Here is a 15968-nt window from a genome sequence, read left to right as displayed (position 1 = left end):
GGGAGCGCTATGCGCGATTACTTAATTAAACCACTTGTTGGTCAGCCGTATCCGATGATTTCACATGGAAAAGGTGTGTATTTGTATGATCAAAACGGAAATAAATATTTTGATGGTTCGTCTGGAGCGATTACGGCAGGTATTGGACATGGCGTAGCAGAGATAGCAGAAGTTATTAAAAAACAGGCAGAGGAGATCGCTTTCGTTTATAGATCACAGTTTACGAGTGAACCAGCTGAAAAATTAGCGAAGAAGTTAAGTGATTTATGTGTAGGAGATTTGAACTGGAGCTTTTTTGTGAATAGTGGTACGGAAGCAAATGAAACAGCTATGAAAATCGCAATTCAGCATTTTCAGGAGCGTGGCATTCAAGGGAAACATAAAATTTTGTCACGGTGGATGAGCTATCACGGGATTACAATGGGAGCTTTATCTATGTCTGGGCATCCACTGCGCAGACAACGTTTCGTTTCTATTTTGGAAGATTATCCGACTATTCCAGCTCCATACTGTTTTAGATGTCCTGTACAAAAGGTATATCCAACATGTCAACTTTCTTGTGCGACTGAACTAGAAAGAGCGATTGATCGAATTGGTGCAGAACATATTGCAGCTTTTATTGCTGAACCGATTATCGGAGCTGCTGGAGGCGCGGTTGTCCCGCCGAAAGAATACTATAAAGTAATTAAAGATATTTGTAGTCATTACGATATATTATTTATTGCGGATGAAGTAATGACTGGACTTGGTCGTACTGGTGCATGGTTTGCTATGGAGCACTGGGGTGTAGAACCGGATATTATGACCCTTGGTAAGGGGCTAGGAGCGGGTTATACACCAATGGCAGCGACAATAGTAAGTGACCGTGTTATGGAGCCGATTTTACGTGGATCACGTTCTGTAATGAGCGGGCATACGCTTAGTGCAAATCCATTGTCTGCAGCAACGGCTTTAGCAGTTATTGAATATATGGAGAAACATAATTTACCTGAAAAAACAGCAGAAAAGGGAGAGTATTTATTAAAAGGTTTGCAGAAAGTTCAGCAACAATCGACAATCATTGCCGATGTGCGTGGAAAAGGATTGCTAATTGGAATAGAATTGCAACCGTTTACAAAAGCGTCGGAGCTTATTTCAGTTGCTGCTAAAAATGGACTGCTCTTATACCAAGCTGTTTCAGGGCAAGCAGGAAAAGAGGATAGTGCACTGCTTGTTGCACCACCAATGACAACTACATATTCCGAGTTAGATGAATTACTTTCAATTTTTGTAAAGAGCGTGGAAGAGATGATGCAAAAAGGAGGGCATAGTATCGCATGACAACTATTACAAATACATTCGGTAAATTAAAAGAAATAGAGGAAGTAATTTCTTTGTTCCATGATGATATGACATTAATGTTTGGGGGATTTGGAGGAATCGGATCCCCTCCATCTTTAATTCAAGCTGTTTTAGATAAAGGCATTACAAATTTAAATTTAATAGGAAATGATACTGGATTTCCTGATGTAGGAATCGGTCGTCTTGTTACGAATGAAAGGGTTAAATCTTTAGTTACTTCTCATATTGGGTCAAATCCAAATGCGGGAAGACAATTAAATGAAGGAAGATTGCAAATTGAATTCTCTCCGCAAGGAACACTCGCAGAGCGTATTCGCGCTGGTGGTGTAGGGCTTGGTGGTATTTTAGTTGACGTTGGTGTTGATACGATTGTAGAAGAAGGAAAGCGTACAGTTGAAATGAATGGAAAGACATATTTAGTTGAAACAGCTTTAACGGCTGAAGTCGCAATTGTATATGCGAAAAAAGCGGATCCGTTTGGCAATCTTGTATTTGATAAAAGTGCTCGTAATATGAATCCACACGTAGCTATGGCTGGTGACATAACGATTGTAGAAGCAGAAGAAATTGTTCCACTTGGAAGTTTAGATCCAGAAGAAATTGTCGTCCCAGGTGTATTTGTAAATTATATCGTGCCATCGGAAGGAGTGAATTGGAAATGGGTATGGGCGTAGAAGTAAGAGATAAGATTGCAAGACGTGCAGCGAAAGAAATTCAGAATGGTATGCTTGTAAATTTAGGTATTGGAATTCCATCGCTTGTACCGAATCATTTGCCAGAAGATATGAATGTTATGTTTCATGCGGAAAACGGTATTGTTGGTATGGGACCAACGCCAAGTAAAGGGAATGAAGATGAGAATTTATGTAACGCAGCTGGTTTACCAACATCTCTTATTACAGGAGCAAGTTATTTTGATAGTTGCATGGCGTTTGGCATGATTCGAAAAGGATTACTTGATGTTACGATACTTGGTTCGTTACAAGTAAGTGAAAATGGTGATTTAGCCAACTGGATTGTACCAGGAAAACGCGTTCCGGGTATTGGAGGAGCGATGGATTTAGCGCAAAAAGCGAAGCGGGTCGTTGTTGTGATGAATCATGTTGATAAATACGGAAATGCAAAGATTGTTTCGGAATGTACATTGCCATTAACTTCGAAAAAATGTGTAGATTTAATTATTACAGACATGGCTGTCATGGAAGTGACCCAAAGAGGACTTGTCTTACAAGAATTAATGAGTCCATATACTGTAGAAGATGTAAAACGACATACGACAGCTGATTTTCATATAAGCTCAAATTTACTAGTAATTGAATGAGGGGAGTTGTAATATATGGAGCAATTAAAAAAACAAGTTTGTGATTATATTGAGGGTCATGAAGAAGAGAGTGTAAAATTTTTAACACGATTAATTCAAGAAAAGAGCGTATCTGGTGATGAAAGTGGTGCGCAGGCAATTGTTATTGAAAAGTTGCGTGAGTTAGGTCTAGATCTTGATATTTGGGAGCCTGCTTTTAATGAAATGAAAGATCACCCTTATTTCGTATCACCTCGTACAAGTTTTACAGATAGCCCGAATATTGTAGCGACTTTAAAAGGAAGTGGCGAAGGGAAATCTATGATTTTAAACGGGCATATTGATGTCGTGCCAGAAGGGGATGTAAATCAGTGGGACCATCATCCATATAGTGGAGAGAAAATAGGAAACCGCATATATGGACGTGGAACAACAGATATGAAAGGCGGCAATGTTTCACTTATGCTTGCGATGGAAGCGATTATTGAATCTGGTATTGAACTAAAAGGTGATATACATTTTCAAAGTGTAATAGAAGAAGAGAGCGGTGGGGCAGGAACATTAGCTGCTATTTTACGAGGATATAAGGCAGATGGCGTTATTATTCCTGAGCCGACGAATATGAAGTTTTTTCCGAAACAACAAGGATCAATGTGGTTTCGTCTACATATAAAAGGAAAAGCAGCACACGGTGGTACACGTTATGAAGGAGTAAGTGCAATTGAAAAAAGTATGTTTGTTGTAGAGCATTTGAGAAAATTAGAAGAGAAGAGAAATGGTCGAATTACAGATCCGTTATTTAAGGGGATTCCGATTCCAATTCCAATTAACGTTGGGAAAATTGAAGGGGGAAGCTGGCCAAGTTCTGTTCCCGATTCATTAATTTTAGAAGGAAGATGTGGTATTGCGCCGAATGAGACTATAGAGGCAGCAAAAGAAGAGTTTGAGGGCTGGATTGGTGAATTAAAAGATGTGGATAGTTGGTTTGTAAAAAATCCTGTAGAAGTAGAATGGTTTGGGGCTAGATGGGTTCCTGGTGAACTAGAAGAAAATCATCCACTTATTACAACGCTTCAACATAACTTTGTTGAAATCGAAGGGAACGAGCCGATTATAGAAGCTTCGCCATGGGGAACAGATGGAGGTTTGTTCACACAAATAGCTAACGTACCCACGATAGTATTTGGTCCAGGAGAGACGAAAGTAGCACACTATCCAAACGAATATATAGAAGTTGATAAAATGATTGCTGCCGCAAAAATAATTGCATGTACATTACTAGATTGGTGTGAGGTGAAAAAATGAAATACTATGAATCTTTTAGTGAACAGACAAAGCATTATACAGTAGAAGGGGTTTTAGATTATTTTAATAAACGTATTAGAGTTGATCACTATACAGGAAATGTTGAAAGCATCATACAAACAATCGATGAATTAGCAAAGAAACATTCTTTCACTAAATGTATTATTAAAGGAAAGGGAGAGCATGTTTCAACATGGCTCTCTTTCGGTTTCTTACTGGAAGCAACGATACCTCATTATTTTCAAGGGCACGATGCGCACTTCTTCGTGAAATATCATAATGATGAAAGACGAAATAGTATTCATTGGACTGAGGAAGATACTATTTTAAGTGGTGTAAAAGAAAAAGAAGTGAAAGAAAAAATAGTCCCAGAGGAATTTGTGTTAAGAAAAGCGACAGAAGAGGATGCGGAAGAATTAGCAATTGTCTTTGGAAAAGTATTTGAAGTTTATCCGACACCTTTAAATGATGGGAATTATGTAAAGCAGACGATGAAGGAAGACGATACAATTTACTATGTTTATGAATTCGAGGGGAAAATTATTAGTACAGCATCTGCTGAAATGAACGTGAAAGAAGGTAATGCAGAATTAACGAATTGTGCTACATTACCTGAATATCGAAAACATGGTTTCATGAAAAGTCTGTTAATTAAATTGGAGGAAGAGCTCCAAGAAAAATCTATTTTTTGTTCTTATACAATTGCTCGCTCGCTATCTTTCGGTATGAATGCAGCCTTTCATCAATTAGGCTATACATATACGGGAAGGCTTGCGAATAATTGCTACATTTTTGATAAGTTGGAAGATATGAATATATGGGTGAAAGATTTATCAAGCTATTCGAAAGCAGTAAGACTCCCGCCTCAAAATTCGGCTGTAAAGCAAAGAAGTTAAGTGGGAGTCGGGTTAATAATAAAGCCCCACTGATTAAAGTTTCACTTAACCATAAATAAGCAATAAAAATATATATACATTTCATCAAAATAATAGAACGGAATCGTCATGCTTATAATCGCACAGAGGGTGCCGGAAATTCGGCGTTGAATTTGCTGGATTTTCGGCAAAAGGGGGGATGACATTGCTAGCAGTTTCGACACAGGAAGTCATTGAAGCGATTTTGGGCAGTATAGATGAGGCCATACATGCAGTAGATGAAAATGGGATTACAATATTTTATAATACAGTTGCTGCAAAACATGATGGATCTAAAATTGAAAATGTGCTAGGAAAGCATTTATTAGAAGCATTCCCGTCATTATCCAGAGAAACAAGTACGTTGATGAAAGTATTAGATACAAAAAAACCAATCGTACACCAAGTTCAACATTACCAAAATTTAAATGGGGAAGACGTTTGTACGGTCAATACAACGTTACCTATTTTAATAGATGGAAATATTGCTGGTGCTGTAGAAATTGCGAAAGATTATTCTACTATTCAAAAGCTTACTGATACGATTGTAGATCTACAATCGAAAATAAAACGATCGACTAGCAAAAAAACGGTGAAAAAGCATGTTGCATTCGAGACAATTGTAACTGATGATTCCCGCTTTAAACAGACGAAAGAGTTAGCACAAAAAGTAGCGCCAACCGATGCGAATGTTTTAATATATGGTGAAACTGGAACGGGGAAAGAGCTATTTGTGCAAGCGATTCATGAAGCTTCTAAACGAAAAAACAAGCCGTTTATTGCACAAAACTGTGCAGCTTTGCCAGAGTCGCTATTAGAAAGTTTGCTGTTTGGCACGACAAAAGGTAGTTATACAGGGGCAATCGAACGAGCAGGATTATTTGAACTTGTAGATGGAGGGACATTATTTTTAGATGAACTGAATTCAATGCCGCTCGATTTACAAGCAAAAATGCTACGTGTATTAGAAGATGGAGTTATTCGTCGCATTGGTGATAATAAGACGAGAAAAGTAGATGTTCGCGTTATTACTGCAATGAATCAGCCTCCAGAAGTATGTTTAAGAGAAAATAAAATTCGCACTGATTTATACTATCGATTAAATGTGTTTTCATTATATATCCCGCCGCTTCGCGAAAGAACTGAGGATGTACTGTTATTAGCGTCTTACTTTTTGAAAGAATATAATAAAAGTTATAAAAAAGGTGTACTTCAAATTGATAAGGAAGCGAAAGAAAGATTACAAGCTTATCAATGGCCTGGAAATGTTCGTGAGTTAAAGCATACGATTGAACATGCTGTCATTATTACAGAAGGGAATTCGTTAACAGCAAATTGCTTGCCACGAACATTTCGGAAAGAGAAACTTCCGAAGAAGAAAAGTATATTACCGCTTAGGGAAGCTCTTCATCAAATGGAAAAGGAATTAATAGATCAAGCGTTAATTGAAACGGAAGGGAATATTTTGCAAGCAGCAAAAATGTTAGGTATTCCGCGTCAAACGCTTCAATATAAACTGAGCAAGTATGACAAAACCGCCGAATAATCGGCGGTTTTTGTGTGTTTGCACCAATAAAAGAGCGTTTACATATATAAAAAGTAATGAATATGATAGTAAATATCGTTTTAGTACAGCACTTAAAAATATTTATTCTCTTATATAATAGGGTATTTCTCGCATTTACTTATCAAGAATATGAAGTTGGCATAATTATTGCTTATATAAAGGATGAGCGTATAAAAAGGGGGAATAGCAATGTTACATGATGTATACAAACCAAATCGTCACTGGAAGGATATTGAATTATGGAAAGATGTTACAGAAGAACAATGGAATGATTGGGTTTGGCAATTAACGAATACGATCAAAACTTTAGATGATTTAAAGAAAGTAATTAACTTAACACCTGACGAAGAAGAAGGCGTTAAGATTTCAACGAAAACGATCCCGTTAAACATTACACCGTACTATGCTTGGCTAATGAATCCTGATGACCCACGCTGTCCGATTCGGATGCAATCAGTACCGATTTCGGAAGAGTTATATAAAACAAAATATGATTTAGAAGATCCTCTTCATGAAGATGAAGATTCACCAGTTCCAGGATTAACTCATCGTTATCCAGACCGTGTACTATTTTTAGTAACGAATCAATGTTCTATGTATTGTCGTTACTGTACACGTCGTCGTTTTAGTGGACAAATTGGAATGGGCGTACCGAAAAAGCAATTAGATGATGCGATTGCTTATATTAGTGAAACACCACAAGTACGTGACGTTTTAATTTCTGGCGGTGATGGACTTCTAATTAATGATAAAATTTTAGAATATGTATTAAAGAATTTACGAGCAATCCCGCATGTTGAGATTATTCGTATCGGAACGAGAGCACCAGTTGTATTCCCACAGCGTATTACAGAAAACCTGTGTAACATAATTAAAAAATACCATCCAGTATGGTTAAATACGCATTTTAACACTTCTATTGAGATTACAGAAGAATCGAAACTAGCATGTGAAATGCTTGCAAATGCAGGTGTTCCAATTGGAAACCAAGCTGTAATTTTAGCTGGAATTAATGACAGCGTTCCAATTATGAAAAAACTTATGCATGATTTAGTGAAAATTCGTGTTCGGCCATATTACATTTATCAATGTGATTTATCAGAAGGTATCGGTCATTTCCGTGCACCAGTTTCGAAAGGTCTTGAAATTATTGAAGGCTTACGTGGACATACGTCTGGTTATGCAGTACCAACTTTCGTTGTCGATGCACCGGGTGGAGGCGGAAAAATTGCGCTTCAGCCAAACTATTTAATTTCACAAAGTGCGGATAAAGTTGTTCTTCGTAACTTTGAAGGGGTTATTACAACGTATCCAGAACCAGAAAACTATATCCCAGGAAGAGCAGAAGGCTACTTTAAAGAAATTTATCCGACTTATGAAGAGAAACGTTCTGATATCGGCGTTGCAGGATTGATGAGTGATAAGAAATTTAATCTTGTTCCAGATGATTTACAACGTATGAATCGCCGCAAAGATTATGAAGTCAATGAAACGCATGCTTCTTTAAAAGATAAACGTGATAAGCGTGATCAATTAAAAGATAAAAAATATCAAGCACAAATAGCAAAGTTAGATGATGACAAAAAAAATGAGGGTGACGTAGTATGAATTGTATGTGGTGTGACAGTACAGAAGCGAAAGAAAGCTTGAATACTGTATATTGGGAATTACCAGATGGTACGAAAGCCATTGAAATCCAAGAGACACCATGTATTACTTGTTCCTCATGTGGAATGGACTATCAAGCAGACCATACTGTAAAAGAAATTGAAGATCAGTTGTTTTTAATTTATACGAAAGATTTGCCAAAACAACTAACATACGAAGAGTTGATGGGAAGACCACGTTTATTAAAAAGGAATTATTTCGACTTTTAACCAGCTTTTATGCTGGTTTTTTTCTTTTTTGCCTTGTATAATGTACCCAAGTTAGAAAGGTAGGGAATATTTTTGAAAAAGACATTTTACCATTATATGATGAAGCACCGTGCAGCTTTATTTAAAAATGAAATATCAGATTTAGCAGAGGCGATGTATGATGATTTAAGTTTTCCGAAGCAATCTGAAGACTATGATGTAATTAGTTCATACTTAGAGTTAAGTGGAATGCTAGAAAGTATGTCTATATTTGATGATGCATGGGATTTATATATACAAGAGAGATAACGATATGAAGTTTTAGGAAAATGAAAGCATAATGAATACATTACTTTGAAAGAAGTGAAGTATTCATTATGCTTTTTTATTTACAATACGTCTTGTTGTTAGAACATAAATGAAAAGTGAAAGCTAGTTTAAATACTAGCTTTTTTAAGTTATATACAAATTCTACTTTTTTATTGAAAAAATTTATGAATATAAGCTTCTGTGATAAGCGTTTTTATGTAGGTTGCATATACTGTTATCAAAATCACGACGTTTAAAAAAGGAGAGATATTGATGGCAAGGAAAAAACAACCTAAATATAACGTAGGGGACATAGTCGTGATTACGCTATATGGAACCGTTGGGAAAGTTACAAATATGAAAGTTTTAGATGGAGTTTACGTATACGAAGTAAATAATCACGATGGGTTTTACGTTGAGCAAACTTTACAGCATGTAACAGAGCAAGAAATGAAAAAGGGCGACACAGAGTGGATTGAATTAAATTATAACTTTACTTTTGGTGATCTCGTGCAAGTAACTGGATATGATAAAGATGTTTTTCGTATTGTTGGTTTTCGTACAGAAGTATGGAGATATAAAAATGATGCATGGGAAGATACTATATATGAATTGTCACGAATTACTGATGGTGAATGGTTAGAAGCTGATGAATCAGATTTAACATTACTTGCCAATGCACAAACGGCAAATGCAATTTTGAAGAAAATGAAACAAGATAAAGCTGGTATGAATAAATTGGATTTAGGAAAATTGAAGTCGATTAACAATTCGAAAAAAGTAAGTGTAAAGACGAATCGCCAAGAAATTATTGATGGGTTATTAGATATTTATAATGATTATCATTTATTATTCGATACATTTAAAGATGAAGAATATAAAATTGTTATGGATGTTGTTCAAAATTATTTAGTTAAATTGACAGAGAAAAAATAGTTAACTAGAAAGAGAGAATAAATTGAACAACAACATATGCAGTATAAGGTATGCCTACAATTATTAAAAAAATAAAAAGCCATTTAATAAGAGAGTCTGCCCATTGATCTTCATGCATGAACTCTTCTTTTGTTTGCCCTACTTCTTGATCTACTTCATATTGGTATTCCATTATTATTTCCCCCTTTGGATAGCTTGTACTAACATCGTATGCCCTTTACCTACATGATATGACTTATAAAAAAGAAAAACTATTTTTCTAATCTCATATACATAATTTTGAGATTTTTTCATAAAACAGAAATAAAGGAGTGATGCTCATGAAGGAAATTGAAGTCGTAATTGACACGGAAGAGATTGCGGAGTTTTTTTATGAGCGACTAATTGAAAGAGGGTACGTTCCAAAAAGAGAAGAAATTGAGGACCTGGCAGATATTACATTTGAGTATTTATTAGAGAAATGCATGATTGATGAAGTTTTTGATGAAGAGGAAGATTGAAAGTAACGGCGGGCTTAACTCGTCGTTTTTTACTCTTTACAAACTTGTCACAAATATAGACAAGAATTGTTGGTATAATTAAAAGAAAATTTTATACAAGAGGTGAAGGGATGTTCAAAAAAATTATTGATTCTTTATTAGGAAAGAAAAAACATCGTTCGTATTCAAGTAGTGATCATCGTCATAGAGGGCGCTCTTATTCAAGTAGCGACTATAAACGACGTTCATCTGGTTATGGGCATCAGCATTATAAAAGAAAACGTAAAAGCCGTAGCTTCTTTTCAAGTAGCTGATGAAATGGCGTCGTATACTAGCTTTATTTGATAGACCACTGCGAAAAAATACAATCGTTGCAGAGCGTTATAAGATTGAATCAGTAATTGGAATGGGCAGTTATGGGGTTACATATGTCGTTAATGATTTACAAATAAATAAATATAAAGTCTTAAAACAATTAAGGCAAAGTAAACAAAGATATGAGTCTGGTAGAAAATCATTTGAGCAAGAGAAAGTGATTTTACAAACATTAAATCATGCGTCAATTCCTAATCTACATGATCATTTCATATGGGAGAAAAAGAACTTTTTTGTGATGGAGTATATGCCGGGGGGGAATTTCGAAGATCATATTTTCTTAGATGGGCAAGTATATGATGAACGTGAAGTTTTTGAAATTTTATATGAAGTACTAGGAATTGTTTCGTATTTTCATAGTAAAGGTATCATTCACCGAGATTTACGTATTCCAAACATATTAATGAAAGAAAATCAGATTAGTATTATTGATTTTGGATTGGCTAAATTGAAAGGTGAGGGTGATGAGCGAGCTATAACTTATGAAGGTGAACAAGCTTTGATGCGAGAAGTTCAATTTCGTAGCGACTTTTATGCGCTCGGTCATTTCGTATTATTTTTATTGTATGCTAGTTATGAAGCGACTGAAAAAAAGGAAAAACCTTGGTATGAAGAGTTAGCGCTGGAAGAATATAATCGCGACATGCTGATGCGAATGTTACAAATGAAAGCGCCATACTATGAAAATGTACAAGATTTGAAAAAAGATGTAGCTTACGCTTTAGAAAGGATGGAGACCCCATGTTTCAAAAATTTTTAGCAAGCGTTGGAATTGGAAGTGCAAAAGTAGATACTGTTCTTGAAAGAGATGAGTATACAGTTGGAGAAGAGATAGTAGGGAAGGTTCATATAACTGGAGGTTCAGTTAGCCAAGAAATTGAAAGCATTTATTTAACGTTGTCGACGTCATATGTAAGAGAAGTGGATGATAAAAAAGTAACTGCAACGTATGATTTGGAGCGAGTTCGTTTAACAGATCCATTTTCTGTAGAGCCAAATGAAAAAGTGGAAATTCCATTTTCATTTTTAATGCCAATTGAAGCACCGCTAACACTTGGAATGAAAACGGTTTGGGTTCATACAGGTCTTGATATTAAACGTAGTATTGATCCAAGTGACCGTGATTATATTCAAGTATTGCCGAATGCACTATTGAACAGTGTATTAAATAGTGTAAATCAATTAGGTTTTAAAGCGCGTCATGTAGAATGCGAAGAATTACCGTATCGATTACGTAAGCAAGTTCCATTCGCGCAAGAATTTGAGTTTATTCCAGTCTCCGGAGAGTATTATGGGAAATTAGATGAATTAGAATTATTAATTTTGCCAAGTGCCCACGACCGATTAGAAATTATTATGGAAGTAGATAGAAAATCACGTGGATTGGCTGGTTTATTCGCAGAAGCGCTTGATCTTGATGAGAAGGTTATTCGCTTTACAGTAACAAACGAAGATATTCCAACGATGCAGCAAAAAATTAACAATAATATTTTTTAATAAACTATGCATAAAAAAGAAATGGGGAGGAAAACTAAAACAACCGCTCCATTTTTTTGCATAGTGAGGTTATGTATGTGAAACGATACCGACATTTATACTTGTTAAGTTGTACACTACTCATTTGTTTTGTCGCACTATCACTTTCGTATCATACCGCTTGTATTGAAAAATTTGATAATGTAGTCGCACACTTTATTCAAAGTTTCCGAAACGAGTATTTGACAACCTATTTTACTTGGGTGTCCTTTATCGGTTCAAAAAGAATATATTTCCCGTTACTCATTATACTTGTAATGTATTTTCTTCTTAGAAAAAAAATATTAAGTGCATTACTTCTAACAATTAATTATTACGGATCACGTTATTTGAACAGTATGCTCAAACTATGGTATGAACGAGCACGACCTGATGTGACGCAGCTTGTTACAGCAACTGGATATAGCTTTCCGAGCGGTCATACGATGAATGCTACTGCTTTTTTAGGATTTATTGCATACGTCACAATTACAGAAGATCGTATTTCATTGCATAAAAAGTTGCTGATTATTTTTATAGCAAGCTTCGTTGTATTATCTATTTCAGTTAGCCGAATTTATCTTGGCGTGCACTATCCATCTGACATATTAGCCGGATGGGCAGCGGGCGGTAGCTGGCTCGTTTTATGTATTATATTTCATAAGGCGTTCATTAAAAAAGAACCTATGTCATAATAGGTTCTTTTTGCATGGGCTCCACATGAATATGAGCATGGTAAATTCCGAATTTTTTTCGAAGCATATCTTCAATATTGTCAGTAATACAATGGCTTTCGCTAACATCCATTCGAGCATCTACTTCAATTGTAATATCCACATACGTTTGGTTCCCATACATACGAGCACGAATATCTACAATATGTTCTACACCTGAAATATGCCCTATAGCATCAGCGTATTCATCCATTTTTTCAGGATCAATTCCATCTGTTAGCATATGAGAAGCTTCTACGAAAATTTCCCACGCGGTCTTACAAATAATAAGACCGACAAGTAAAGCGGCAATAGGGTCCAAAATAGGCATTTGGAACTGTGCTCCGACTATACCTACTACTGTACCAATACTTACAAGAGCATCTGATAAATTATCTTTTGCAGCAGCTTCTAATGATTTACTTTTTGTTCGCATTGCAATCTTTTTCGTATACTTGTATACACCGTACATAACGACAGCAGAAAATAAAGCCACCCATGCAGCAAGTACATTAGGTGCTGCTTGTTTCGGATTGAAAAACGATTGAATTGCACTAATAACAACTTCTAATCCGACCGTTGCCATAATAAAGGAAGCAACAAGTGATGCGATTTGTTCTGCACGCGAATGCCCATATGGATGATCTGGGTCACGAGGCTTACGAGAAATTTTCAGGCCAATTAATATTGCTAAAGAAGCACCAATATCCGTTAAGTTATTCAAACCGTCAGCACGTAATGCGCTAGAGAGGGTAATATAACTGATGATGATTTTCATAGAGGATAAAAATATGTAGGCTATAATGCTGACAATAGCACCTTTATCAGCTTCTTTATGAGAAAGAGAATCCATTTTAATCACTCGCCTTTCTACAAGGAATTTCTTTCTATACATAGAGTATCAAACGAAACTCGTGTGGGTCTATACAAACATTGTTGACGTTTTATAGCTTTTTAAGAAGGGGATAACAAAGTTTCGTTAAGGAAAAATATGTTGAAAAGTACAAAGTTGAAATTTATTAAACAATTAATGATGATTATGGCAAATGGAAAGAGGGCGAGAATAATGATTCTCAAAATTTTTTTCATATATATTTTTCGCAAAATGACTCTTTGTAATTCCTCGTGTGAGTAATATATAAGAAATGATAACAAAATTCTTCAATAAGAAGAGGAGAAAGCATTATAATATTCACTTTCCAGAAAGAGACAAAGGCAAAGAACAATTTGAAAACGAAAAAAACCTCTGATGATTTTTCAGAGGTTTTTCGTTTCTTAGTATGCTTCTAAAAACTCAGTAACTTGCTCTTCCGTTTTTGCATTTGCACTATGTAAGTGACCTAACTTTTCGCCATTTTGATATACAAGTAGGCTTGGAATACCCATTACTTGATACTCTTCAGCAATACTTGGGAACTCATCTTTATTAATAGAATACCATTCAAACTTATTGAACTCTTCCATTACATCTCCGATAAAGTTGTCCATACGCACGCAATCTGGGCACCATGTAGTAAAGAACTTAACAACTACTGGCTCCTCGCTCGCGATGATGTCTTTGAATTCTTGTTCAGATTTGATTTCTTTCATGTTTTTGACTCCTCTCAATGTCACACGGATAAGCTAGTATTTTTTATGCAAAATCCGTAACTGCAAAATCTTCGACTGCTTTTTCTTGTAGGTCTGGTATACATATGAGTAGGTGTCTAATGTGATCCCTACTCTTTTATGTCCTAATCGTTTACTTACGATTTTCGGATTTACGCCTTATATCCTGCAAACGAATATTAGGAACCTCACTTTTCTTTATAAGCTTTTTCAGGAGCTGTGTCAAACTTCTGAAATTGCACGGGTTACATTATAGGTTGGGCAAACTAAATCATAATTATTATTTCCATCGCCATACCGTTCTTTTTCTTCATTGATTTTTTGAAGATGTCCTTGAAGAGCCAGCAGAGTAATTTCAGGTAAAACAATTAATCTCTTTCCTGAAGATGTTTTAGGCTCATGAAACTCTTTGGTAATATGCGAGAGGGAATGATTAACAGATAAGGTACGTCTGTCAAAATCAATATCCTTCCATACAAGAACGTTGGGGAGCTTGGTTACAAAGGTTTGCAGAATGGGAAAAGGGGAGCAGCGTGAGTAATGTTGTTCGAGGCTACCCAAAAGGAAAGTACGTAGTATAAGTAAAAAAGGACAAGCAGTCGTACCTGCTGTCCTTTATAGGAGAAAAATTATTCTGGATTAAAACTACGAATAACCAGAAAACGCGCTTTTAACCAGTGTTGTCAAAGATGTAATAATCTATGCAATAAAAAAGCTTAGTCGGAATTCAAAATACCAAAATGGCTTGCATTGGTAAACAGGCCCAAGAGTAGTATATGTATAATGAAAAATCTCATACAAAAAGCAGACAACAATTTTGGTTGTCTGCCAGCGAGTCGAATGAGCTAGTCAATTGTGATAAATTGCTTTCCCATTACAAGAAGAGTGAAGCTGCTAGTTCAAACAGCTTGTAGGTAGTCTTTTAGATATTTTAAAAAATATACAGAGAAAGCAGATAAGTGACGAATCTACCTGCTTCTGTTGTAACAAAAGAAAGAAGTATTAGCCGTGAATATGACGGCTTGAAAATAGTATGTATTGATTTGGAAAAATTATTCAAGGGGGAAGAGAAGAATGGCATCGATAGTGAATAGTGTATGTGAAATAATTCGGTTAATGAGTGAAGCGAAAGTAGAACGCATCCAAATCACATACGAAATTGGCGATATCATAGAGCAGAAATGCAGACGTTGTTATTACAATCGTTCAGATAATGCTTGTTTTAGTATTAGTGTTTGTAAAAACTGCCCGACTGGTCAAGAATTACGTCAGTTGGGTAGATATTTTGATACACAACCGAAAGAGCACGGTGGAAAACGAAAAGACAAACCCATCGGACTTACTCCGGAGCGTGTGCGCGAATTGAATCAACAAGGCATTCCAGATAAAGATATTAGCATTATGTATGATCGTAGTCCTTCTTATGTCGGGAAAATGAAAAAGGAATGGAAGCAAGCTGGTATATGGAGAGGACCAACAATAATGCGGGAAATCAACCGGTGTCGCCAGTAGGTCCGGTGTTCCCTGTCAATCCCGTATTCCCAGTTGGCCCGATTGATCCGGTCGGTCCAGTAGCACCTGTTGAACCAGTGGGACCTGTAGGGAATTGAAAGGGTTGCATAGGTGAAAGTGTCGGCCCAATCGAACACGGATTTAATGCAGTAGAAGATAAAAACTCGTCCAATATAATTCACCTCTAAAAGTTCGTATTACTAATAGTAAATGCAATGATAGAGCAAAGTGTAATGGA

20 protein-coding genes and 2 pseudogenes are annotated in these 15968 nt (G+C 36.0%); 17 read left to right on the top strand and 5 right to left on the bottom strand.

All coding sequences use genetic code 11. From position 1 onward, the window contains the following. Positions 1–9: 9 nt before the first annotated feature. The 10 genes from MHH66_RS15200 (at position 10) to MHH66_RS15155 (ending at position 9528) form a co-directional block, all read left to right on the top strand. Positions 10–1320 carry an aspartate aminotransferase family protein gene (locus tag MHH66_RS15200; protein WP_063219598.1) on the top strand — a complete coding sequence of 437 codons (1311 nt, stop codon included), beginning with the start codon at positions 10–12 and terminating at the stop codon, positions 1318–1320. Further along, entirely contained in the window at positions 1317–2015 is a 699-nt protein-coding gene (atoD, locus tag MHH66_RS15195; RefSeq protein WP_002085805.1) for an acetate CoA-transferase subunit alpha, read from the top strand. Before MHH66_RS15200 ends, atoD begins: the two co-directional genes overlap by 4 nt. Beyond that, a complete protein-coding gene (locus MHH66_RS15190; RefSeq protein WP_002127246.1) occupies positions 2000–2662 on the top strand; it encodes a CoA transferase subunit B in 663 nt (220 codons plus the stop codon). Before atoD ends, MHH66_RS15190 begins: the two co-directional genes overlap by 16 nt. Before the next feature lie 15 nt (positions 2663–2677). Then, the gene (locus tag MHH66_RS15185; RefSeq protein WP_002012655.1) at positions 2678–3946 is read left to right on the top strand and encodes a peptidase; all 1269 of its coding nucleotides are present in this window, start codon (positions 2678–2680) and stop codon (positions 3944–3946) included. Beyond that, entirely contained in the window at positions 3943–4842 is a 900-nt protein-coding gene (gene ablB, locus MHH66_RS15180; protein ID WP_002085802.1) for a putative beta-lysine N-acetyltransferase, read from the top strand. The genes MHH66_RS15185 and ablB overlap by 4 nt, the downstream gene beginning before the upstream one ends. A 178-nt stretch (positions 4843–5020) precedes the next feature. Further along, positions 5021–6406 carry an arginine utilization transcriptional regulator RocR gene (gene rocR, locus MHH66_RS15175; protein WP_002012652.1) on the top strand — a complete coding sequence of 462 codons (1386 nt, stop codon included), beginning with the start codon at positions 5021–5023 and terminating at the stop codon, positions 6404–6406. Positions 6407–6616: 210 nt separating this feature from the next. Next, complete coding sequence (gene ablA / locus MHH66_RS15170) at positions 6617–8035, top strand: lysine 2,3-aminomutase (RefSeq protein ID WP_002012651.1); 1419 nt, start codon at positions 6617–6619, stop codon at positions 8033–8035. Beyond that, positions 8032–8304 (top strand): YokU family protein, encoded by a 273-nt coding sequence (locus MHH66_RS15165; RefSeq protein ID WP_002085797.1) that lies wholly within the window; start codon positions 8032–8034, stop codon positions 8302–8304. Before ablA ends, MHH66_RS15165 begins: the two co-directional genes overlap by 4 nt. A gap of 72 nt (positions 8305–8376) precedes the next feature. After that, the gene (locus MHH66_RS15160) at positions 8377–8592 is read left to right on the top strand and encodes a YozE family protein (RefSeq protein ID WP_002085796.1); all 216 of its coding nucleotides are present in this window, start codon (positions 8377–8379) and stop codon (positions 8590–8592) included. Between the two features lie 273 nt (positions 8593–8865). Next, entirely contained in the window at positions 8866–9528 is a 663-nt protein-coding gene (locus tag MHH66_RS15155) for a hypothetical protein (protein WP_002012647.1), read from the top strand. Positions 9529–9532: 4 nt separating this feature from the next. Here the strand turns inward: MHH66_RS15155 and MHH66_RS15150 are convergent, their stop codons facing one another. Beyond that, positions 9533–9700 carry a DUF3930 family protein gene (locus MHH66_RS15150; RefSeq protein ID WP_000456534.1) on the bottom strand — a complete coding sequence of 56 codons (168 nt, stop codon included), beginning with the start codon at positions 9698–9700 and terminating at the stop codon, positions 9533–9535. A gap of 148 nt (positions 9701–9848) precedes the next feature. Between MHH66_RS15150 and MHH66_RS15145 the strand changes: the two genes are divergently transcribed. The 5 genes from MHH66_RS15145 (at position 9849) to MHH66_RS15125 (ending at position 12592) form a co-directional block, all read left to right on the top strand. After that, positions 9849–10028, top strand: a complete 180-nt coding sequence (locus tag MHH66_RS15145; RefSeq protein ID WP_002012644.1) for a YozD family protein — start codon at positions 9849–9851, stop codon at positions 10026–10028. A gap of 110 nt (positions 10029–10138) precedes the next feature. Beyond that, positions 10139–10321 carry a hypothetical protein gene (locus tag MHH66_RS15140; protein WP_063219597.1) on the top strand — a complete coding sequence of 61 codons (183 nt, stop codon included), beginning with the start codon at positions 10139–10141 and terminating at the stop codon, positions 10319–10321. After that, on the top strand, positions 10321–11142 hold the full coding sequence (locus tag MHH66_RS15135; RefSeq protein ID WP_078185881.1) for a serine/threonine protein kinase: 822 nt from the start codon (positions 10321–10323) through the stop codon (positions 11140–11142). Before MHH66_RS15140 ends, MHH66_RS15135 begins: the two co-directional genes overlap by 1 nt. Then, complete coding sequence (locus MHH66_RS15130) at positions 11124–11879, top strand: sporulation protein (RefSeq protein WP_016092671.1); 756 nt, start codon at positions 11124–11126, stop codon at positions 11877–11879. The genes MHH66_RS15135 and MHH66_RS15130 overlap by 19 nt, the downstream gene beginning before the upstream one ends. Positions 11880–11956: 77 nt before the next feature. Continuing rightward, positions 11957–12592 (top strand): phosphatase PAP2 family protein, encoded by a 636-nt coding sequence (locus MHH66_RS15125; protein WP_002127255.1) that lies wholly within the window; start codon positions 11957–11959, stop codon positions 12590–12592. Here the strand turns inward: MHH66_RS15125 and MHH66_RS15120 are convergent. From MHH66_RS15120 to MHH66_RS15110, 3 genes and pseudogenes are all read right to left on the bottom strand, one after another. Continuing rightward, positions 12582–13463 (bottom strand): cation diffusion facilitator family transporter, encoded by an 882-nt coding sequence (locus MHH66_RS15120; RefSeq protein WP_002085782.1) that lies wholly within the window; start codon positions 13461–13463, stop codon positions 12582–12584. The two genes, MHH66_RS15125 and MHH66_RS15120, sit on opposite strands and share 11 nt — an antisense overlap. A 422-nt stretch (positions 13464–13885) precedes the next feature. Then, complete coding sequence (locus MHH66_RS15115) at positions 13886–14200, bottom strand: thioredoxin family protein (RefSeq protein WP_000658777.1); 315 nt, start codon at positions 14198–14200, stop codon at positions 13886–13888. Between the two features lie 43 nt (positions 14201–14243). Beyond that, positions 14244–14566, bottom strand: a pseudogene (locus tag MHH66_RS15110) (site-specific integrase). Positions 14567–15177: 611 nt separating this feature from the next. Between MHH66_RS15110 and MHH66_RS15105 the strand changes: the two are divergent. Together MHH66_RS15105 and MHH66_RS15100 are read left to right on the top strand one after the other, a co-directional pair. Continuing rightward, positions 15178–15312 (top strand): hypothetical protein, encoded by a 135-nt coding sequence (locus MHH66_RS15105; RefSeq protein ID WP_256491187.1) that lies wholly within the window; start codon positions 15178–15180, stop codon positions 15310–15312. Further along, the gene (locus MHH66_RS15100; protein WP_078185880.1) at positions 15293–15730 is read left to right on the top strand and encodes a hypothetical protein; all 438 of its coding nucleotides are present in this window, start codon (positions 15293–15295) and stop codon (positions 15728–15730) included. The genes MHH66_RS15105 and MHH66_RS15100 overlap by 20 nt, the downstream gene beginning before the upstream one ends. On the opposite strand, the pseudogene MHH66_RS15095 reads toward MHH66_RS15100, so the two are convergent. Next, positions 15714–15902 (bottom strand): annotated as a pseudogene (locus MHH66_RS15095) (exosporium leader peptide-containing protein); the annotation flags it as partial. The gene MHH66_RS15100 and the pseudogene MHH66_RS15095 overlap by 17 nt on opposite strands. Positions 15903–15968 lie beyond the last annotated feature (66 nt).

This window comes from Bacillus sp. FSL H8-0492 (assembly GCF_038006145.1).
Classification (GTDB): Bacteria; Bacillota; Bacilli; order Bacillales; family Bacillaceae_G; genus Bacillus_A; species Bacillus_A mycoides.
This window is presented reverse-complemented; position numbering and strand designations above follow the sequence as displayed.